General features: G+C 59.2%; 16 protein-coding genes. 4 read left to right on the plus strand and 12 right to left on the minus strand.

The genetic code is table 11. From position 1 onward, the window contains the following. Window positions 1–291 precede the first annotated feature (291 nt). Genes AU074_RS22170 through AU074_RS22180 form a run of 3 tightly spaced genes read right to left on the minus strand, consistent with a single transcriptional unit; the run spans window position 292 to window position 2,749 of the window. Window positions 292–843 (minus strand): GNAT family N-acetyltransferase, encoded by a 552-nt coding sequence (locus AU074_RS22170; protein ID WP_076016520.1) that lies wholly within the window; start codon window positions 841–843, stop codon window positions 292–294. A 4-nt stretch (window positions 844–847) separates the two neighbouring features. Next, on the minus strand, window positions 848–1,309 hold the full coding sequence (locus AU074_RS22175) for an LEA type 2 family protein (RefSeq protein WP_076016521.1): 462 nt from the start codon (window positions 1,307–1,309) through the stop codon (window positions 848–850). Window positions 1,310–1,321: 12 nt separating this feature from the next. Further along, window positions 1,322–2,749, minus strand: a complete 1,428-nt coding sequence (locus AU074_RS22180; RefSeq protein ID WP_076016522.1) for a nucleobase:cation symporter-2 family protein — start codon at window positions 2,747–2,749, stop codon at window positions 1,322–1,324. A gap of 235 nt (window positions 2,750–2,984) precedes the next feature. Here AU074_RS22180 and AU074_RS22185 point away from each other — a divergent pair, with 235 nt between their 5' ends. Continuing rightward, on the plus strand, window positions 2,985–4,610 hold the full coding sequence (locus AU074_RS22185) for a methyl-accepting chemotaxis protein (protein ID WP_076016523.1): 1,626 nt from the start codon (window positions 2,985–2,987) through the stop codon (window positions 4,608–4,610). Window positions 4,611–4,743: 133 nt separating this feature from the next. Here AU074_RS22185 and AU074_RS22190 read toward each other — a convergent pair whose 3' ends face one another. The 5 genes from AU074_RS22190 to AU074_RS22210 all read right to left on the minus strand — a co-directional run bounded on the left by AU074_RS22190 (window position 4,744) and on the right by AU074_RS22210 (window position 10,019). Continuing rightward, window positions 4,744–5,721, minus strand: coding sequence for an NAD(P)-dependent oxidoreductase (locus AU074_RS22190; RefSeq protein WP_076016524.1), 978 nt, complete (start codon window positions 5,719–5,721; stop codon window positions 4,744–4,746). Next, window positions 5,721–7,016 carry an MFS transporter gene (locus AU074_RS22195; protein ID WP_076016525.1) on the minus strand — a complete coding sequence of 432 codons (1,296 nt, stop codon included), beginning with the start codon at window positions 7,014–7,016 and terminating at the stop codon, window positions 5,721–5,723. The genes AU074_RS22190 and AU074_RS22195 overlap by 1 nt, the downstream gene beginning before the upstream one ends. Window positions 7,017–7,127: 111 nt before the next feature. After that, window positions 7,128–8,090, minus strand: coding sequence for a sugar kinase (locus AU074_RS22200; RefSeq protein WP_076016526.1), 963 nt, complete (start codon window positions 8,088–8,090; stop codon window positions 7,128–7,130). Beyond that, a complete protein-coding gene (locus tag AU074_RS22205) occupies window positions 8,083–8,865 on the minus strand; it encodes a sugar phosphate isomerase/epimerase (protein ID WP_076016527.1) in 783 nt (260 codons plus the stop codon). The genes AU074_RS22200 and AU074_RS22205 overlap by 8 nt, the downstream gene beginning before the upstream one ends. A gap of 89 nt (window positions 8,866–8,954) precedes the next feature. Then, window positions 8,955–10,019 (minus strand): LacI family DNA-binding transcriptional regulator, encoded by a 1,065-nt coding sequence (locus AU074_RS22210; protein ID WP_076016528.1) that lies wholly within the window; start codon window positions 10,017–10,019, stop codon window positions 8,955–8,957. Between the two features lie 241 nt (window positions 10,020–10,260). Here AU074_RS22210 and AU074_RS22215 point away from each other — a divergent pair, with 241 nt between their 5' ends. From AU074_RS22215 to AU074_RS22225, 3 genes are all read left to right on the plus strand, one after another. Next, the gene (locus AU074_RS22215; RefSeq protein ID WP_076016529.1) at window positions 10,261–12,207 is read left to right on the plus strand and encodes a hypothetical protein; all 1,947 of its coding nucleotides are present in this window, start codon (window positions 10,261–10,263) and stop codon (window positions 12,205–12,207) included. A gap of 149 nt (window positions 12,208–12,356) precedes the next feature. Continuing rightward, window positions 12,357–14,348, plus strand: a complete 1,992-nt coding sequence (locus AU074_RS22220; RefSeq protein WP_076016530.1) for a hypothetical protein — start codon at window positions 12,357–12,359, stop codon at window positions 14,346–14,348. A 280-nt stretch (window positions 14,349–14,628) separates the two neighbouring features. Continuing rightward, the gene (locus AU074_RS22225; RefSeq protein WP_256576944.1) at window positions 14,629–16,818 is read left to right on the plus strand and encodes an autotransporter outer membrane beta-barrel domain-containing protein; all 2,190 of its coding nucleotides are present in this window, start codon (window positions 14,629–14,631) and stop codon (window positions 16,816–16,818) included. Window positions 16,819–16,877: 59 nt separating this feature from the next. Here the strand turns inward: AU074_RS22225 and AU074_RS22230 are convergent, their stop codons facing one another. The 4 genes from AU074_RS22230 to AU074_RS22245 form a co-directional block, all read right to left on the minus strand. Continuing rightward, window positions 16,878–17,363, minus strand: coding sequence for a hypothetical protein (locus tag AU074_RS22230; protein WP_143503640.1), 486 nt, complete (start codon window positions 17,361–17,363; stop codon window positions 16,878–16,880). Window positions 17,364–17,495: 132 nt separating this feature from the next. Then, on the minus strand, window positions 17,496–18,101 hold the full coding sequence (locus AU074_RS22235) for a LysE family translocator (RefSeq protein ID WP_076016532.1): 606 nt from the start codon (window positions 18,099–18,101) through the stop codon (window positions 17,496–17,498). Between the two features lie 54 nt (window positions 18,102–18,155). After that, window positions 18,156–18,995 carry an AraC family transcriptional regulator gene (locus AU074_RS22240; RefSeq protein WP_076016533.1) on the minus strand — a complete coding sequence of 280 codons (840 nt, stop codon included), beginning with the start codon at window positions 18,993–18,995 and terminating at the stop codon, window positions 18,156–18,158. 166 nt (window positions 18,996–19,161) lie between these two features. Continuing rightward, a complete protein-coding gene (locus tag AU074_RS22245; protein ID WP_076016534.1) occupies window positions 19,162–19,803 on the minus strand; it encodes a DUF1345 domain-containing protein in 642 nt (213 codons plus the stop codon). Between the last annotated feature and the right edge of the window lie 17 nt (window positions 19,804–19,820).

Here is a 19,820-nt window from a genome sequence, read left to right on the forward strand (position 1 = left end):
CAGCTCAACAACGGTTGAAAATAAAAGCTCACGTGAGTACTGCCGTTGGCGGTGATCATCGAACACCTTGTCAACCCACTCGGCATCTACCGCCTGCTCTAAGACCAACTTGGTCATGACACTGGCTGGTGCTAGTTTTTCAAACCGTTCTAAAACCTTGTCCCACATAGTTTCGTCGCCCTGACTGGATTGGTTAGGGGATTTTAAACCAAGACCTTGAAAGGGATGGCTGTAAGAGCGGAACCCATAGCGGCCCTGACCGCAGCAACGGATATACACTCAAAACCCACCTCAGCCCCGCCGAACCCCCAGCCATTCCTCCCGGGTAATCTCCCAAATATCCTTAGGCAAATTCCCAGCGACAAACTGCCCCTCATCCGTCCTGACCAACCGCATCCCCGTACGCTCGGAGATCCTGCGCGAGGCCACGTTCGGCGCCGCCTTGGGCACCCGCATCAAAGGCCGCTCCAGCACCTCAAACCAATACTCGGTCACCGCCGCACTGGCCTCGGCCATCAACCCCTGACCCTGCCACTGCGGCCCCAGCCAAAAGCCCCGATTGTTGTCCACCTCATCCATCAGACTGACATTGCCAATCAACACCTCTGGCGCGCTTCTGAGGCGGATCGACCAATGCCATTCCTCCCCACGCGCCATCGCCGGCAATGCCACGTGCTCCAGATAACTGCGCGCACCGTCCGCCGGGTAGGGCCAAGGCACCTGGGCATTGAGGTAGCGCACCACTTCCCAGTGCGGAAACTGCTGCTGGACGCCCTCGGCATCCTCCAGTGTCAGCGGCCTTAGGATCAGGCGTTCGGTATACAGCGTAGGTTGCGCGTCCATGTCGTTACCAAGTGGCAGTGTTGGGAAAGTCCAGTGTCCCGCGATCCACAAAGCGCATGGTGCCGAACAGGCCACCCGCGAGTTTCCCGCGCAACACGTAAGGCAGGTTATTCAAGCTCTGGGTCTGGCTCAAGCCAAGGGTCTGGCGCAACACGGAAAACGCCGAAACGCTCACCGGCACCGTCAGCACCGTCTCCGAAAAGCGCGGGATGGAACCACTCAGATCACTCACCCCGGAAGCCAGCGGCCGGCCATTGACCTCAAGGTCCAGGGCCACGCCGTTATAGTCGATCGCGGTTTCATTTGGGTTCTGCACCCGCAGCTTCACCGCGAAACGCACTTCCAGGTCCTGGCTTTGCAGCGGCTCGATGCCCACCACGTTGATATTCACCGGGTCGCGGTTGGGGAACAACGCGCAGGCGCTCAGGGTGAGTAGCAGCAGTGACAGGACCATGAGCTTGCGCATAAAGGGGTTCTCCTATTTCGTGACGTCCGGGTCTTGCATCACCTTGAGGGTGGAGGCTTCCGGATCAAATTCATCTTCTTCCAGTTCTATGAACTCCTCAGGCAGGAAGATGTTCAGCACGATAGCGCAGAACGCGCCCACGGTGATCGGCGACTCGAAGATGTTGTGCAGCGCCTTGGGCAGTTCGCGCAGTACTTCCGGGACTGCTGCCACGCCCAGGCCCATGCCTAAGGAAATGGCCACGATCAGCACATTGCGCCGGTGCAGGCCGGCTTCGGCGAGGATCTTGATCCCGGCCACCGCCACGGTGCCGAACATGATCAGGGTAGCGCCGCCCAGCACCGGTTTGGGCATCAGTTGCAGCACCGCGCCGATCATCGGGAACAGGCCCAGCAGCACCAGCAGCCCGGCAATGAAGTACGCCACATAACGGCTGGCCACGCCGGTCAACTGGATCACGCCGTTGTTCTGCGCGAAGGTCACCATCGGCAGGCTGTTGAAAGTGGCCGCCATCACCGAGTTGAGGCCGTCGGCCAGCAGGCCGGACTTGATGCGCTTGATGTACAGCGGGCCCTTGACCGGCTGTTGGGAAATCATCGAGTTGGCCGTCAGGTCACCGGCGGCTTCCAGGGGTGAAATCAGGAAGATCACTGCCACCGGAATAAACGCCACCCAGTCGAACGAGAAACCGTATCTGAACGGCACCGGCACGCTGATCAGCGGCAGTTGGGGCAGGGCGGCCAGGTCGACGCGGCCCATCCACCAGGCCACGACAAAACCCAGGGTCAGGCCAATCACGATCGAACCCAGGCGCAGGAACGGGTTGTTGAAACGGTTGAGCACCACGATGGTCAGCAGCACGAGGGCTGCCAGGCCCATGTTGCCGGCGGCGCCCAGGTCGCTGGCGCCATAGCCGCCGGCCATGTCGGTGACGGCCACCTTGATCAGCGATAAGCCCATCAAGGTAATGATGGTGCCGGTGACCACCGGGGTGATCAGTTTGCGCAGCTTGCCGATGAACTGGCTGAGCACCACTTCGATAAATGCCGCGAAGAAGCAGATGCCGAAGATCGTCGACAGGATCTCATCGGTACCGCCGCCCCGGGCCTTGACCATGAAGCCGGCGCTCAGGATCACGCTGATAAACGAAAAACTGGTGCCTTGCAGGCACAGCAGGCCCGAGCCCACCGGGCCGAACTTGCGGGCCTGCACAAAGGTGCCCAGCCCCGACACAAACAGCGCCATGCTCACCAGATACGGCACTTCGCTTTCCAGGCCCAGCACGCCGCCGACGATCAGCGTTGGAGTGATGATCCCGACAAAGCTGGCCAGCACGTGCTGCAGGGCGGCAAATATCGCCGCGCTGAAGTGCGGACGGTCGTCGAGGCCGTAGATCAGGTCGGATTTATAACGGGGGCGAGGGGTTTGAGTGTCAGACAAAATACGGGCCCGGGCAGGAAAAAGGAGGCGCAGGATGCCAGAAACTGCCAGTTGTCAGAAGTGTGAAAAAATTTTTCGAAACATCCCCCATTAATTCCTCAAGCCGGCCGATACCGTTTATAGGCCCACATACCAATTACAACAGTGGTGCCAGCCGGTCAGAGCGGCGCGTTGACGCCCACTGACCGTGTCGCGGCAGGGATGCTCGCAGCCACTACTTCTAAGAGCGCCCCCCATGTCCCTTCGTAACCTGAATATCGCACCTCGAGCTTTTCTCGGTTTCGCCTTCATCGCGTTGCTTGTCGTTATTCTTGGGGTGTTTGCGGTGAACCGCATGACCCTGATTCGTCAGGCATCGGTCGACATGGGCGCCAACCAACTGCCCAGCGTCGGATATCTGGCCACCATGACCGAAAACGTCCTGCGCCTGCGGATTCTGTCGTTTCGCGTATTGGTCAACCGTGAACCGGCGGCCTTGCAGGAAGCCCAGACCCGCATGGGCGTGCTGGAAGGCAAGGTCAAGACCGCCCAGGCGGCTTATGCCACCATGCCGGCGGGGGATGAAGAGGCGGCGCTGTACAAGACGTTTGCCCTCACGCTCGACAATTACCTCAAGGCTCAGGCCGAGATGGTGAGCCTTTCGCAGCAGAACAAAGTGGAAGAGATGCGCGCCCTGATCAACAGCCGCATCAAGGATGGCACCGACCAGATGGGCGAACAGTTGAATAAACTGATCGCCATCAACGCCGCTGATGCCAACCAGGCCGCCAATGACGCCGGGCAGAGTTACCGGGACGCCATCACGGGCATCATCGCCGTTTCGGTGATTGCGGCCCTGATGACGGTGTTGCTGGCATGGCTGTTGACCCGCAGCATCGTCACCCCACTGCGCAAAGCGCTGGAGGTGGCTGAAGTGATCGCTGGCGGTAACTTGAGCAAAGTGATTGAAGATGACGGCAAGGACGAACCCGCTCGCCTGCTCGGCGCATTGGCTGCAATGCAAGCCAACCTGCGCCAGACCATCCAGCACATCGCCGGCTCAGCCACGCAGTTGGCCTCTGCCGCTGAAGAGCTCAGCGCGGTGACTGAAGAGGCCTCCAAAGGCTTGCAACAGCAGAACAACGAAATAGACCAGGCCGCCACAGCGGTCAACGAAATGACCGCAGCGGTGGAAGAAGTGGCGCGCAATGCGGTGTCCACCTCGGAAGCTTCCAGCCAGTCCAACCAGGCTGCGCGAGAAGGGCGTGACCGGGTGGTGGAAACCGTCGGTGCGATTCAGACCATGACTCAGGATGTACAAAACACCTCGGTATTGATCGAAGGCCTGGCGGCTCAGGGCCGTGATATTGGCAAGGTACTGGACGTGATTCGCGCGATTGCCGAGCAGACCAACCTGCTGGCCCTCAACGCAGCGATTGAAGCGGCACGTGCCGGTGAAGCCGGGCGCGGGTTTGCGGTGGTGGCGGATGAAGTGCGGGCCCTGGCCCATCGCACGGCGCAGTCGACCCAGGAAATCGAAAAAATGGTCGCCGGCATTCAGAGCGGTACCGGCGAGGCGGTTAACTCGATGCAGCAGAGCAACCAACGCACCCAAAGCACCCTGGAAATGGCACGGGCTGCCGGCGTGGCGTTGGAGCAGATTACCCAGTCCATCAGCCTGATCAACGAGCGCAACCTGGTGATCGCCAGTGCGTCGGAAGAACAGGCTCAGGTGTCCCGCGAGGTTGATCGCAACCTGGTGAATATCCGCGACCTGGCGACCCAGTCGGCAGCGGGTGCCAACCAGACCTCAGCCGCCAGTCACGAACTGTCGCGCTTGGCAGTGGATCTGAACGGGATGGTGGCGCGCTTCGTCATCTGATCTGAAATACAATTAAAAATGTGGGAGCGGGCTTGCTCGCGAAGGCGGTGTGTCAGTTGATGCATTCGGTGGCTGACACACCGCTTTCGCGAGCAAGCCCGCTCCCACATTGGGTGCTGTGGTGTTTCAGGATTCAGTGTTTCCAGGCCGCCGGATTCACCAGATTCTTCGGCTTCTCACCCGCCAGCGCCGCCAGCAGATTGTCCACCGCGCACTTGGCCATAGCCTCCCGCGTCTCATGAGTCGCCGACCCGATATGCGGCGTCGCCACCACATTGCTCAAGCGCAACAACGGCGAGTCATGCTGCAGCGGTTCCCGCACAAACACATCCAGTCCCGCCGCGCGAATGGTGCGCTGTTGCAACGCCTCGATCAGCGCCGGTTCGTCCACCACCTTGCCTCGGGAGATGTTGATAAAGATCGTCTCCGGGCCCATCAGCGCGAATTCTTCAGCGCCAATCAAGCCTTCGGTTTCAGCCGTCAGCGGCAACGTCAGGCACACAAAGTCGGCTTGCTGGAGCAAGTCCGGCAGGCTGCGATACTCGGCGCCGAAGCGCTGCTCCACCGCCGGTTTTGGCGAATGGCTGTGATAGATCACCGGCATGCCAAACCCGAAGTGCCCACGCTGGGCCAAGGCTTCGCCAATACGCCCCATGCCGATAATGCCCAGCGTCTTGCCGTGTACGTCGCTGCCGAAATGCAACGGGCCAATGTTCTGGTTCCAGTTGCCGGCGCGCACCATATTGGCCAGTTCCACCACTCGCCGGGCAGTGGCGAGGATCAGCGCGAAGCCGGTATCAGCGGTGGTTTCCGTCAGTACGTCGGGGGTGTTGCTGAGCAGGATGCCGCGCCCGGTCAGATAGTCGATGTCGTAGTTGTCGACGCCGACGGACACGCTGGCCACGGCCTCAAGGTTTGGCGCCAGGTCCAGCAATTTGGCGTCCAGGCGCAGGCTGGCACCCAGCATCCCTTGGGCCTTAGGCAACGCCGCGCGCAGCTTGGCCAGGCCGCTTTCATCCAGTGCCTCGATCAGTGTGACCTCGGCCTGTTCATGCAGGCGGGCCATCAGCGGCGCAGAGAGTTTCTTGTAGAGCACGACAGACTTTTTCATCAGGTCTTTACCTTCAATTCAAGGGATTGCAGCGGGGCGCGCTCGCGGTCACTGGCGCCGGGCTTGAGGAAGATCGTCAGCACCACCGACACCATCAACGCACCGCTCATCAGCAGGTACGAGGCGCCGGGCGAACCGGTGCTGCTATTGAGGTAGCCCACCAGGTACGAACCGCCAAACGAACCGAGGGCGCCCATGCTGTTGATCAACGCCATGGCGCCGCCGGCGACGTTGGCCGGAAGGATCTCCGGGACGATCGCGAAAAACGGTCCGTACGGCGCATACATGCACGCCCCGGCGATCACCAGCAGGGTGTACGACCACCAGAAGTGTTCGGCGCCCAGCACGTAGGACGCATAAAACGCGATGGAGGCGATCAACAGCGGCGGCCACACAAAGCGTTTACGTTTTTGCAGTTTGTCCGAGCCCCAGGACACCACCAGCATGCCGATCACCGCCGCCAGGTACGGCAGCGCCGACAGCCAGCCGGCCTCGACCATGTCCATTTTCAAGCCGGCTTTGAGAATCGACGGCAGCCACAGCACGAAGCCATACACGCCAATGCTCCAGCAGAAAAACTGCAGCGCGAGGATGATCACCTTGGGCGAGCGAAAGGCTTCGGCGTAGTTCTTCACCGCCTTGATGCCCACCTGTTCTTCGGCGAGGGCGGTTTCCAGGTCTTTTTTGTGCTGGGCGCTCAGCCATTTGGCGTCGGCCGGTTTTTCATCCGCCAGCTTCCACCAGATAAAGGCCCACAGCACTGCCGGCAAGCCTTCGATGATGAACATCCAGCGCCAGCTGAAATGCTGTACCAGATAGCCCGAGACCACCGACATCCACATCATGGTCACCGGGTTGCCGAGGATCAGGAAGGTGTTGGCCCGGGAGCGTTCTGCGCGGGTGAACCAGTGGCACAGGTACACCAGCATCGCCGGCATCACGGCGGCTTCGACCACCCCGAGCATGAAGCGGATCACGATCAGCATGTAGGCGTTGGACACCATGCCGGTCAGGGTGGCCAGGCCGCCCCAGAGGATCAGGCTGACGAAAATCAGCTTCTTGACGCTGCGCTTCTGCGCGTAGATCGCCCCCGGCACCTGGAAGAAAAAGTAGCCGAGGAAGAACAGCGCGCCGAGCAGCGACGACATGCCCGGGGTGATCATCAGGTCTTCGGCCATCCCGGAGGCGGCGGCGAAGCCGTAGTTGGCGCGATCCAGGTACGCCAGGCTGTAGGTGATAAACACGATGGGCATGATGTACCACCAACGACGGGTGGCGAGTTTCAACGGTTCCATAAGGTTGCTCCTGAGCTTGTTGTAGTTGTGGCAACAGGTAACTGGGTAGCAGCGAGCTTGCTCGCGAAAAACCTAAGGGCTCCACCTTTATTCAGGTGGCGCGTGTCATCGTTAACGACCTTCGCGAGCAAGCTCGCTCCTACAATAAGCAGGCAGATCTTCACGCAACGGCAAGCCTTCCATGTCGCCACGGCTCTGCACCGCGCGGCTGCCGATCCAGTTGCCGCGCTGCACGGCCTCGGCAAAGCTGAGGTTTTCCAACAACGCGCTGATCATGCCCACGGCAAAACCATCGCCAGCGCCGACCGTGTCGACCACCTTGGCCACGGGTAAGGCGGCGACGAAACCCTGGTCCAGTTGCGTGCGGTAATACGCGCCGTGGGGGCCGAGCTTGATGGCCACGGCTTCCACGCCCTGGTCGAGGTAGAACGCGGCGATGTCGGCCGGGTCTTCAAAACCGGTGAGCAAACGGCCTTCGCTCAAACCCGGCAACACCCAATCCGCCAGGCAGGCGAGGGCGTTGATTTCGCTGATCATGCGTTGCTCGTTTGCCCACAGGGACGGGCGCAGGTTCGGGTCGAAGGACACGCTGCGCCCAGCCTCGCGCATTTGCGTCATCAACTGGCGCGACAGCTCGCGGGTGGCGTCCGACAGTGCCGGCGGGATGCCTGTGGCGTGCAGGTGGCGGGCTTGCAACAGCTCGGGCTTGATCGCCTCGACCGAGAGATGGCTGGCGGCCGAGCCACGGCGGAAGTACTCCACCTGCGGATCGTCGCCGGCTTCTTCGCGGGACTTGAGTTGAAAACCCGTGGGGTGCAGCGGGTCCACCGCCACATGTGCGCAGTCCAGGCCTTCGTTCTGCAAGGTGTCCACCACAAAACGCCCGAGGGAATCGGCGCCCACCCGGCTCAGCCATGCGACGTTGAAGCCCAGGCGTGACAGGCCGATGGCGACGTTGCTGTCGGCGCCGGCAATACGCTTGTGAAACTCGGCAACCTGGGCCAGGTCGCCGGTCTGTTCGGCGACAAACATCGCCATGGTTTCACCAAACGACAGGATATCGATCTCAGACATGGGCGTTCTCCACGCGGGGCTGGCCAAGGACGGCGAGGGCGGCGACCTGCTGTGCCGTGACCTGTACCAGGTCATCGCCTTGCAGCGGAAATTCCACGGCCCGGGTAATACCTTGAGTCATATGCTTGAGCAGTTGTTCCCACAGATGCAGGTCGGCGGCGCCTGGCGGCAACGCCACCAGCTTGCCGTCGGCGCGGCGGGCCACGGCCTTGCAGTGCAGGTAGTCCACATGCCGGCCCAGCAGGCGCGCGGCGGTGAGTGCGGACTGGTCCTGCCATTGCCAGTTGCCGATATCGAAGGTCATTTTCACCGGCACCGCCAGGCGCTCGACTTCGTTGAAAAAACGCTGCATCGGCTCGATGCGCCCGCCGTGCAGGGTCTGGTCGTTTTCCACCAGCAACTTGACCGGATGCCGGTTGAGCAGGGCGCTCAAGCTGCCCAGGTCGTTGGTGTCGGTGAAATAGCCGAGGGAGACTTTCAGCCAGCCAGCGCCAAACGCCTGGGCGCGGTGGAGGGTGGCGGCCAGTTCGGCATTGGGTTGCGAGCGGCCGGCCACCCAGAGTTCCAGGGGCGAGGAGAACACGCATTCCAGGCCTTGATCGGCCGCTGCTTGTACCAGTTCAAGGGGTTGTTCGGTGGTCAGCAGTTCTTCGCGCCATTCGATACGTTGCGCGCCAGCGGCGGCCAGCACCGAGACGAAGCTCAACTGGCCCTGTTGGCGGACCAGGTCGGCGCCGTAGCTGGAAAGGCTGATAGAGACGGGGTATTTATGCATTGTTGTGCACCTCTGAAACCGGTTTCATTTTTATACGCAAAGTAAAGGTGTGGGAGCTGGGTTGCCTGCGATGGCGGTGTGTGGGTCAATTACTTTTTTGTTTGAGACATCGTCATCGCAGGCAAGCCAGCTCCCACAAGGGATTGGGTGGAGCCTCGGACGATGAGTTGTGGCAAGAAATCCAGGGTGCGCGTCGGCTCGGTATCGCCGCGTAAGCGCTTGAGCAAACAATCAAACGCGCTGGCGCCGATGGCGTCGGTAGGCTGGGCGAGGGCGGTGATGCCGCTGCCTACCAGCGGGTACCAATCCAGGTCATCGAGGGCGATCAAGCCCACGTCCTCGAACAGCTTGCAGCCCAGTTCCTTCAGCGCACGGGTGCAGGCCAGTGCCGCGATGCCGTTGGCGCAGAACAGGGCTTTGGGGCCGGCTTTAGTATTGGCGAGGAAGGTTTGCAGGCGGGTATTGAGTTGACTGTCGATCTCCAGCACGGCGCCGGTCAACGCACTGCGCTGGCCAATCTCGGCCTTGAAACTCTCCAGACGCTCCAGACGTGAACTGGTGCCATCGGTGGCTTCGCTGACCAATAGCAGGTCGCGATAGCCTTGCTGCTCAAGGTGCTCGACCGCCATGCGCACCGCCACCGGGTTATCCAGCCCTACCAAATCGCTGTGCAGCGGCTCGACCTTGCGGTCCACCAGCACCAGAGGCATTTCCCGTTGCAGCTCCAGCAATTGGTCGAGGTGATGGCCGAGGGTGTTAACGATCAGGCCTTCGATGTTGTACGAGCGCAGGGCGGCCAGGTGCAGGCGTTCCTGCTCGTCATCGCGGTCGGTGTTGCACACCACCAGGCTGTAGCCGTGTTGACGGCAGGCGGTTTCCACGCCATGCATCACGGCAATCGAATAGGGGTTGCGGATATCGGCCACCAGCATGCCGATCAGGCGGGTACGCCCACGTTTCAAACCACGGGCCATCTGGTTGGGGCGGTAGCCGAGCTCATCAATAGCCTGCTCGATGCGCAGAGCGATGGCCTCGGACAAGAGCCCACGGTCGTCGCCGATAAAGCGCGACACGCTGGCTTTGGAGACACCGGCGCGCTCGGCCACATCAAGCATGGTCACACGGCTGCGCTGGGCGGCGGAAAATGGAGTCACGGTGCATGGCCTTTCTTATTGGAAGGGTCGACGCGTGGGTACTCGCGCTGAAACCGGTTTCAGAAGACCATCGACCAGGCAATTCGTCAAGTACGATTCACGGGGAGTTGCCGGTTAAAACCGACGAACGGCTGGGCCAACCTGTGAGTTCTGACAGTATTCGAACCCCGATATTGCGCGTTTAATAAATCCAAGCGCGCAAACATCTGCGCGGGAGCGAACAAGTAGCCAGGAGGGTGACATGAGTGATCCCAAGACCGCTGGACTGCGCAAGGGTGTCTTGAGCCTGAAAGACATCGAGGTGCCGATTCTGGATTACGTCATCCCTCCGATTACAGATGGGTATATTCCCAACTGGCACCTGGACAGTGGGCTGGAGGTGGTGATTCCCGAGTTATGGGACGGTTCCGCAGAGGAGGGTGAGTTCAATATCGTGAGGGTTCGTTGGCTGCGCGGCGGGGCTGAAGGCAGGCCGCCTTATGTCCGCCGTTTTGATGGCCCCATCTCAGAAGGCATTTTTCCTCTAAAGATTCCGATAGCGCGGGATTATCTGGAAACAGACGGTACGGTATTTCTGCATTATGAGATTGAAGACGAAACAACACTGATTTCCCGGTCAACTCCACGCATCCTGTATCTGGATCGCACGCCGCCCAATAACAACGTTAAGCCTTTGCCCCCGGTATTCCCGGTCGCGATTATTGATGAGGATTACTTGCGGGCGCACGCCACCGTCGATCTCACCGTGGCGTTTTATAACGGTCGCCGAGCCCGAGACAGGATCTATTACTACGTATCGGACAAAACCCCGCCGCCCGATGCAGCGCCCGACGGATATATAGAGTTTCCCCTTGAAACCACGCCACTGATCGTGCCGATCCCCGGTGACGTGTTTCGGTTGTACCCAAACGGTACCCAATACGTCCATATTCGGCTTGAAGATCGATCGGGAAATCCCGGCCCAAGATCCGATCAGGCGTCAGTTGAGGTCGATTTGTTGGGTTCTCCGACGCTACTCCAGCCTCCGGTTATTCCGGCAATGGCGGGTGGCCTGATCAACCGCCATGAAGCCCGTCTGGGAGTTGTTGCGCGCGTGAACTACACCAATTGGCAGCCAGGAGACCGAGTTGCCTTAAGGTGGGGTAACACCACGATCGGGCTGATAGAGGTCACGAAGGTGCCCTTTGACGTCGATGTTCCATGGCTGGCGTTGATCGACGACGGCCTGGGACCCGCGCAGGAGTTTGCCCATTACACCATTTGGCGCGAGGGCAGCATGGTGCCCACTTTTCCGAGCCCGGGCACCAGGATCCTCTGGGACTTCACCGTTGCAGGGCAAGATCATGCCAATGCCCCACAGTTGATCAACACTGACTTGCCACGGGTACGGATATTTGGGGAGGGCTCTACCACTGACAACCATATTGATATTCGTGACAAGGATAAGCGGATCTACGCCAGTGTTGCCCTTTATCACACCCCTAGAGATGGGGAACTGTTGGAGTTGTATTGGGGGAACTTTCCGTCCCTGGATTCACCGGTCGCCAGTTATCGTATAGACACCAGTAATGGGGATGTAGAAGGCGCACGCGTGGAATTTAGCGACATACCCTGGCAAGTCATTGTGGATGCGGGTAACAATGACCGGCTGCCGGTGTATTACACGACGTTTAACGGCGTTAATGAACAAATCGCTTACGTCACTGAAGTGACCGTGGCGGTGATCGCGCCTTTGATATTTAGGCAGGCAGAGTTCCCAAGCTGGGATCACCTGACTTCAACCCTTAATTGTTCATCCATTCCTCCCCTGTGGGACCATATTCCAATCCGAGTTGCGCCCGATCTCGCGTTCAGGAGAGACGACGTCGTTATTTTGAGCTGGATCGGATATACGGAAATCTGGGGGGGAGGCAAGCCAATTCCTGAAACCGCAGAAACGATCACTCATAGCTTAACCGCAGAAGAAGCTATTAATGGTTATACGTTCAAGCTGGATAACTATGCTGAAAAAATAGCGCCCATCAAATCCCCGGACCCCACTAGCCCGGCAAGTTCCGCGTATGCCGTTTATACCGTTTGGCGCGGCACCCAGTTTATAGGTTCATCACGGCTTTACTACGTGAAAATCGATCGGCGCAGGGCTGGCGGACTCTACTGTGGGCCTGACGGGAACGGCCCGGAGCTCTGAAAGTTGGGGCGTAGTGTGCAAGTGCGAAGGCAAACAGTGACCTGATGATTTATGAACTCATGCCGTCATGTCCATGTGTGTAATGCCATGTGAGTTCACGTCATCTTACATTTTAACGATGTTGTTAAACATGCAAGTGGAGAGCACAAATGACGAGTTTGAATAAGAAACAACAGGCTGCAGTTGCCTCGCGAGAAGCGAACAGGGCGTATTTGTCCGGTCGAAAGGGCGGGATCCTGAATTTGACGTTGCCGGAGTTCGACAGTTTGAATGCCGACGGGCTGATTTCTTATCAAGAGCCCAGGCTGCCGCTACGTGTCAGTTATGATCTTTCCGACTTGGCGGCAAATGGCGACGTTGACCCTGCCACGGTTTATATCACTACGAATATTCGTGGCAAAGGCGCAACCCAGTGGGGGCCTGCCATTCATGTCGTTACCTTTGCAAACCCTGCGTCCCCTACTTACGCCGATATCACCGCACCCTTTTTTCGAGATATCCCCGCATCGCTCTTAACCCAAGGCGAGCATGAAGTGGGTTATATCATCTGGGAAGGCCCCTCATCACCGACCCCGCTGTTAGCGGGTGCTCCACTGGAAATAGATGAGACGCCGCCTTACGGTCGAAACTATCCGCCAGTGCCGGTATATCCCAGCTATCTGGCAGACGAAATTACCGAGACGGATATCGCAGACAACGCTGGCGGGATGGTGTGTACATTCCCGGCCTATCCAGCATCACGAAAACCGGGCGATAGTATTGAGGTCTATTTTTCCGAGGATTTTTCCTCGCAATTGTCCACTCCGGCCCTGACGGTTCCTGTTACGGACGGATTAACCTTCACCGTGCCCTGGGACGCGGTCAGGGCCAATGAAGCAGGGCGCAACTACCTGTTTTACGTCCTGCGTGACTTGGCCGGCAACCGCAGCCTGGATTCAACGCCAGCGCGCATCAACTTGAATTTGACTGACGATCCGGCTCCCCACCAGGCGGAGATTCCGCTTGCGCTGCTGCCCGATGACGGTCTCATTGACCTGCAAGATGTGTATGTCGAGGACAACGTTTTCGTCAGCATTCCTGAATACACCAACAACCTGCCCGATATCGACGTGATCCAACTGACTTGGGGGGGTGAGGATCCGCTGCGTTACGACGTCGCGGATTACATGCCGTTCCCGCTGCTGCTGCCCGTGAGCCGCGCAACGATCTTTGCCGACTACGGCACTGTAACTGGAGAGAACGAGACCACCATTGAGTATCTCGTTGATCGGCGTGGGCAGGAGTTTGATGCACCTCCCCTGGTTATCCACGTCGACCTCTCGTCACCAGGTCCCAACCCTGGACTTGACCCTGAAAACTCGGCACTCAATCTGCCGACGGTGTTTGGCAGCGACAGGACCACGCCTAACGTGCTCACGCCCGACGACTTTGGCAATGATGCTACGGTCGATATCGTGCTCTGGGACCTGCCCGTACCTGCTCCGGGTATCATCATTACCGGCTACTGGGGCGATCTGGCGCACCCCTTTGACCCGACGCCACTAACAACAGAGGGCGCTGGTGCGACCATTACATTGGACGTCCCATGGGAAACGATCAGGGACGTAGGCAACAACGCCACACTCAAGGTGTTCTACACCTTGAGTTGGCTAACCAATAACAATATCCAGCGCTCTGAATCCCGGAACGTGAACGTGACCGCGAATGTGATAACGCTGCAGGAGGCACAGTTCCGAAAGGCCGCGGCAGCATTGGCATGTACCGACCTCCAAAACGTGACGCGGGCCGCAGTCGTCAGGATTTCGGGCAATATGACGTACTTCAAGGAGCACATGGTTATCCGAGGGGAGTGGCGAGTGTTCAGCGACGCGGCAGGCACTACGCAGTTGGGTCCCGCTCACGACGTCAACTCTCCACCGCTGACACTGGATATGGTCGCGAACGGTTTTGATTTGACGATTGCGCCTTACATGACGGTAGTCAGGCCTGCCGCTCGAAACTCGGCGGACTTCCACTACTTCGTCGACATTCCCGGGGAGGGCGAAGTCAAGTCCCAGCGGGCGTTTACCCGAACTCGTTTTACCGACCTCAACGGCTTGTTCTGTGAGGAACAGCCGATCTCTTTCGTGGATGAAGACTAGTCTCCAGCAATGATCAAGGGGCGCTCCGGCGCCTCTTGAATTTAACCCGCTCGCCCCCGCATTTCCGCGTCATGCCATTCAAACCATTCAGATAAATCCTACATCAACAGTTAGCACTCAACGGTAACTTTGCGACCCTTGAGTGGCCTGCTTCCATCCCTCTGGAAATAGGCCGGACGGTTCCGTTGTGGAGCCTCTGTTGAAAGAGTGGTTTCTTGTGAAGATCAATACTGCGTTTAAGTTAAAGCCTTTAGTCGCAATGATGCAGGTCCCTTGCGTTATGTCCGTTTTATTCCTGGCACCTCAAGCCCAAGCCAGGCTGATTGAAAATGAGACCTACACCATTGGGCATGGTGAACACATTGATTCGTTTGAGTTGCGCAACGCTACGCTTAACGTCAACAACACGTTTACGCGGGATGTCTATGCCGACGCTTCTACGCTGAACGTCACCGACCGCAGCACCATCCTCGGCCCGGTGGTTGTCCAACGAGGCTCCAGTGTGAACGTGGCCAATAGCCGAGTGACCGCTTCCGGGGCGCTCAATAACGGTATTACGTTGTTCAGCAGCAATGCCCTGATCCAGGGGAGTGTGATTTCCAGCGCGGACCATTTCGGCATGTTGATCGGTCGGTACACGTCTGACACGACCGGGTCCACGGCAGTTGTGTCCGATAGCGTAATCTCCGGCGCTACCGGTGGCGCGGCGTTGACGGGCAACAGCTCGCTGGACTTGATGCAAAGCGAAGTGATCGGTGTAAGCGAGGGCAGCTTCGGCCTGAGCCTGGAAAGTGCAACGGCCCGTGCTTTGCGCAGCAATATTACCGGCGGACTTAACGGCATAGTGATGTCGGTTGATCGTCGTATACCCAATGCGAACACATTGGTACTGGACCAGACCCGGGTCACCGGTACCACCGGTGCGGCCCTGCTTGTGCAGGGCGCGCGGGGGCAGGGCGCGGTCGCCGACATTCAGGTACTCAACGGCTCTACGCTGATCGGTGGCAACGGCAATCTGCTGGAAGTCAAAGGTGGCTCAATCGCCAATATGCAGGTCGATAACAGCCAGCTGCAAGGTGATGTGGTTGTCGAAGCCGGGAGTGCCGCCCACCTGCAGTTGAACAACTTTGCCTCCCTGACAGGCCGCCTGGACAACGTCTCTTCGTTGCAGATCGGTGACCAGTCGATGTGGGTCATGACTGGCAACAGCCAGGTCGGTGCGCTGACCTTGTCGGATGGCATGGTCAAGTTCGGTGAAGGTGATGCGTTCTATCAGCTGGACCTGGGAAGCCTGTCTGGCCAGGGTACTTTTGTGATGGGCACCGACTTCGCGCGGGGCCTGACCGACTTTCTCAACATTACTGGCGATGCATCCGGTCATCACAATTTGTTGCTTGCCAGCAGCGGCGCGGAACCGCTCAACCCGGGCGACATACAGGTGGTGCACACCGGAGGCGGTGACGCACAGTTCGAACTGGTAGGCGGTTCGGTTGATGTGGGGGCCTGGTCCTACGGTCTTCGCCAAGACGGTACCGACTGGTTCCTCGACCCGAATAACCGCACCGTCAGCCCGGGCACCCGTTCGGTGCTGGCCTTGTTCAACACCGCACCGACCGTGTGGTACGGCGAAATGACCTCGTTGCGCAGCCGCATGGGTGAACTGCGCCACAATGGCGCCGAGTCCGGTGGCTGGCTGCGTGCGTACGGCAACAAGTACGAAGTCTCCGGCGGCGAGGCGGGCGGTTACCAGCAGATTCAGCGTGGTTTCTCCCTGGGCGCGGACGCACCTGTCGGCGATGGCTGGTTGCTGGGGGTGATGGCCGGTCACAGTAACTCCGACCTGGACCTCAACCGGGGGACGTCGGGTGAAGTAAAAAGCTACTACGCCGGCCTGTACGCAACGTGGCTGGATGAAGACAGCGGCTACTACTTCGATGGCGTGGTCAAAGCCAACCGCCTGCAGAACTCATCCAAAGTAGGTTTGAGCGACGGCACGCAAACCAAAGGCAATTACAACACCAATGCGCTGGGCGCTTCTGCCGAGGTAGGTCGCCACATCAGGCTTGATGACGATTTCTTTGTCGAACCTTTCGCGCAAGCGTCGCTGGTGACTGTGCAAGGCAAGAGCTACAGCCTGGACAATGGCCTCAAAGCCAAAGGCAAGAACACTGACTCGGTGCTGGGCAAGTTGGGCGTGACCGTAGGGCGTGACTTCGTACTGGATGACGGCAGCGTGATGCAGCCGTATCTTCGCGGCGCCGTTGCCCATGAGTTTGCCAAGAACAATACGGTGTTGGTCAACAATCAGACGTTCAACAACGACCTGTCGGGATCACGTATCGAACTTGGCGCGGGGGTTGCCGTATCGCTGTCCAAGCACCTGCAATTGCATGCTGACTTCGACTACGGCCAGGGCAAGCATGTTGATCAGCCTTGGGGCGCCAATGTTGGCATGCGGTATAGCTGGTAAAAGCTGCTGGTAAATAAAAACGCCCCGAGACCGGGGCGTTTTTTTTGCAGCGCATTTAATCAAAGGTTGAACAAAATCTGCAGTCTTTGCTCTGCACCACCGACATCATAGAAATAGACATCCAATGCGCCGCTGACATGGTTGGAGATGATGTCATGAAAAAACTCTATGGTCCTACGATGTGCGCTATAGGCAGGCGTGGGTGGATCATCGTACGTCATGTTAATGATCGAGAACCGTTGCTCTCTTTCGTCCTCCTTCAGCGTGTAGCGCCCGGAGGGTAGTAGAGCCCGGTCGTACGTATATTTGAAGATGATCACTTGTTTGAAAATGTCTGAACCTTGAGCTTTTCCATGACGCGAAGTGCTACCTGCCAGATCGGGCGGTGGGCCAGTCATCGTGCCTTCAGCCAACCAGAACCCGTTTTTCAGTTCATGACTCAAAAACTGTGGCTTGAATTTTTTGTCTGCGACGACTCCTTCGAAAAAGCGTGTGTTGGTTGCGGTTCGGGTGGATTTGGCGGCAGGGGCAGTTGCAGTACTCATCATCAAACTCTCCTTCAATACAGTGAAGTGTGCGGTGAATGTCGCGGGTGCAAAGTGAGTTCATTCAGCGCCCTAACGTGCTGCGCCACAACTGTCAGAATTCACAGGTTTTCCAACCGTTCGTCGCTTTCCCTACGTGCCTGCCATAACGCTCAGCCACGCGGACCCGAACAACAGCAACGCCATGCCTTGGTTAAAACGCTGCATGGCCCGGGCCGAGCGGAATACCCGGCTCGAACCCACTCCCAGCAACGCCCACGCTCCCAGGCACGGCAACGAAATCATAAAAAACGCCAACGACAGGTACAGCACATGGCTCTGGCGTTCGTCGCCATTGCCGGCAAACACACTGACCACCGCCAGGGCCATCATCCAGGTCTTGGGGTTGACCAATTGCAGGCTGGCGGCACCCGCCAGGCCCAGACGTTTTTGAGGGGTGTTCGGGTCGATGGCTTCGGCCGGGGCGCGGAAGATCTGCCAGGCCAGATAGCTGAGCCAGGCAACGCCCACCCATTGCATCGCGGCCTGGACCCTGGGCAATTGCGCCAGCGACTGGCCCACGCCCGAGCCCACCAGCAACACAATCCCCGCCGCGCCCATACAAGCACCCAATACGATAGGCAACGCAGCCTTGAGCCCATAACGCGCGCTGTTGCTCAGCACCAGGATATTGGTCGGGCCGGGGGTAATGGAGGCGACGAAGGCGAATAACAGAAAGGGCAGCAGGGTAGGGAACATGGTGATGCGACTCCGATGTGCAAGGCAATGGAGTCGATCTTCACAAGCGGCTCGTTAGCTGTCTGGAAGATTTGAGCAGCGCTTGCGGTACGCAGCCGGTGTCATGCCGTAGGCCCGCACAAACCAACGGCCCAAATGGCTCTGGTCGGCAAAGCCCAGGCTGGTGGCGACCTCGGCAGGCTGCTCGCCCTTGGCCAGCAAGTGACGGGCACGGGCCAGGCGCAGTTGCACCAGGTAGGCATGAGGCGGCAGACCGAAGGCGCTCTTGAAGGCGCGGGTCAGGCGGAAGCGGTCTACGCCGGTCGCCAGGGCCAATTCGTCCATGCCGACGTCCTGATGCAGATGGGCGTGCAGGTACTCGCGGGCCTTATGGGCCACCAGAGGCAGGCGCGGGTCCTGGTGATAGCGCTGGCGCCAGTGCAACTGGCCGGTCAGGCGCTCCAGCAAGTGGTCGAGGGCGTGTTGGCGCACGATGCGCAGTTCGCCGCTGTGCAGGCTTTGAAACGCCTGGCTGGTGGCAAGCGCCAGGCGAGGATCGCTGGCAAGGGTGGTGGCAAACCCCAGCTGACTGTTGGCCGGGGCTTCCTCGAACACTGCCGCCACTTCCCGCTGCAGCCACTGTGGGTCGAGGTACAGCATGCGGTAGGTAAACCCGGCTTCGGTGGGGGCGTGGCCGTCATGGATTTCCCCTGGTTCCAGCAGAAACACCTTGCCTGGCGTGCTCTGGTGACGGGTGCTGCGGCAATTGAATTGCTGCACGCCTTGCTCCGTGACGCCCACCAGGTAGCTGTCGTGCCAGTGCGGATCGTAGGCATGGCCCTCGAAATGCGCACGCAGGGTCTCGATGCCGGTGTCGGCGTCCTGGGACAGGTCGATCCAGTTGTGTGCAGCCATAAAAAAACCCATGGGTAGTAACTGTAGGAGCGAGCTTGCTCGCGAAGAACCTGAGCGCGCCGCGTCAAGCCAGGCAGTGCCCATTATCGTTGACGTTCTTCGTCGGAACGCCGCCCGGAGCAGGCTCGCTCTTACAGGGGGTTAGCGTCTAGAAGTTTTGTGCAGCTCAACCAAACAGCCCGGCGGCAATGTTGATCGAGAACCCCAGTATCGCCGTATTGAACAGAAACCCGATCAGCGATTGCCCCAGCACCACCTTGCGCATGGTCCGCGTGGCAACCCCGACGTCCGCGGTTTGCACCGCCACGCCGATGGTGAACGAGAAGTACAGGAAGTCCCAGTAATTGGGAGTGCGCAAATCCTCGGCAAAACGCAACGCCGGCTCGGGGCCGTCCCAGGTGTAATACAGCCGCGCGTAGTGCACGCTGAAAATCACCCCGATCAGCAGCCACGAACCGATCACCGTCAGCCCGGTAAACCCGTAGTGCAACAGGCGCGTCGTGGCGTCCAGGTCCTTGCTGCCCACCAGTTCAAAGGTGATGGTCGCCAGGCTGGCGATGGCCGCGATGCACACCATGAACAGTACCAGACCGGCGTTCTCGTCCTCGATCTCGGCGATGCGTTTTACATCGTCGGCGCGGGAATGGCTGGTGAGCCAGAGCATCAGCACCAGGTAGGTCCAGACGCCCGCGTTCCAGCCGATGAGGATTTTGCTGATGATCGTATCGGCCGGAGCCAGGAGCCCCACCGCCAGGCCCAACACGGCGGCGGAGGACAGGCGAGGGTGGGTGCGGGCGAGGAAGGGCATGGGAACTCGATGGGCCA

Source organism: Pseudomonas sp. ATCC PTA-122608 (assembly GCF_001952855.1).
Lineage (GTDB): Bacteria > Pseudomonadota > Gammaproteobacteria > Pseudomonadales > Pseudomonadaceae > Aquipseudomonas.

What these genes read in the sequence shown, in the direction of transcription:
- AU074_RS22190 (WP_076016524.1), bottom strand. Translation starts at nt 5,721, where the DNA reads ATGAAAAAGTCTGTCGTGCTCTACAAGAAACTCTCTGCGCCGCTGATG.
- AU074_RS22230 (WP_143503640.1), bottom strand. Translation starts at nt 17,363, where the DNA reads ATGAGTACTGCAACTGCCCCTGCCGCCAAATCCACCCGAACCGCAACC.
- AU074_RS22220 (WP_076016530.1), top strand. Translation starts at nt 12,357, where the DNA reads ATGACGAGTTTGAATAAGAAACAACAGGCTGCAGTTGCCTCGCGAGAA.
- AU074_RS22245 (WP_076016534.1), bottom strand. Translation starts at nt 19,803, where the DNA reads ATGCCCTTCCTCGCCCGCACCCACCCTCGCCTGTCCTCCGCCGCCGTG.
- AU074_RS22205 (WP_076016527.1), bottom strand. Translation starts at nt 8,865, where the DNA reads ATGCATAAATACCCCGTCTCTATCAGCCTTTCCAGCTACGGCGCCGAC.
- AU074_RS22225 (WP_256576944.1), top strand. Translation starts at nt 14,629, where the DNA reads ATGTCCGTTTTATTCCTGGCACCTCAAGCCCAAGCCAGGCTGATTGAA.
- AU074_RS22170 (WP_076016520.1), bottom strand. Translation starts at nt 843, where the DNA reads ATGGACGCGCAACCTACGCTGTATACCGAACGCCTGATCCTAAGGCCG.
- AU074_RS22175 (WP_076016521.1), bottom strand. Translation starts at nt 1,309, where the DNA reads ATGCGCAAGCTCATGGTCCTGTCACTGCTGCTACTCACCCTGAGCGCC.
- AU074_RS22235 (WP_076016532.1), bottom strand. Translation starts at nt 18,101, where the DNA reads ATGTTCCCTACCCTGCTGCCCTTTCTGTTATTCGCCTTCGTCGCCTCC.
- AU074_RS22200 (WP_076016526.1), bottom strand. Translation starts at nt 8,090, where the DNA reads ATGTCTGAGATCGATATCCTGTCGTTTGGTGAAACCATGGCGATGTTT.
- AU074_RS22215 (WP_076016529.1), top strand. Translation starts at nt 10,261, where the DNA reads ATGAGTGATCCCAAGACCGCTGGACTGCGCAAGGGTGTCTTGAGCCTG.
- AU074_RS22195 (WP_076016525.1), bottom strand. Translation starts at nt 7,016, where the DNA reads ATGGAACCGTTGAAACTCGCCACCCGTCGTTGGTGGTACATCATGCCC.
- AU074_RS22240 (WP_076016533.1), bottom strand. Translation starts at nt 18,995, where the DNA reads ATGGCTGCACACAACTGGATCGACCTGTCCCAGGACGCCGACACCGGC.
- AU074_RS22185 (WP_076016523.1), top strand. Translation starts at nt 2,985, where the DNA reads ATGTCCCTTCGTAACCTGAATATCGCACCTCGAGCTTTTCTCGGTTTC.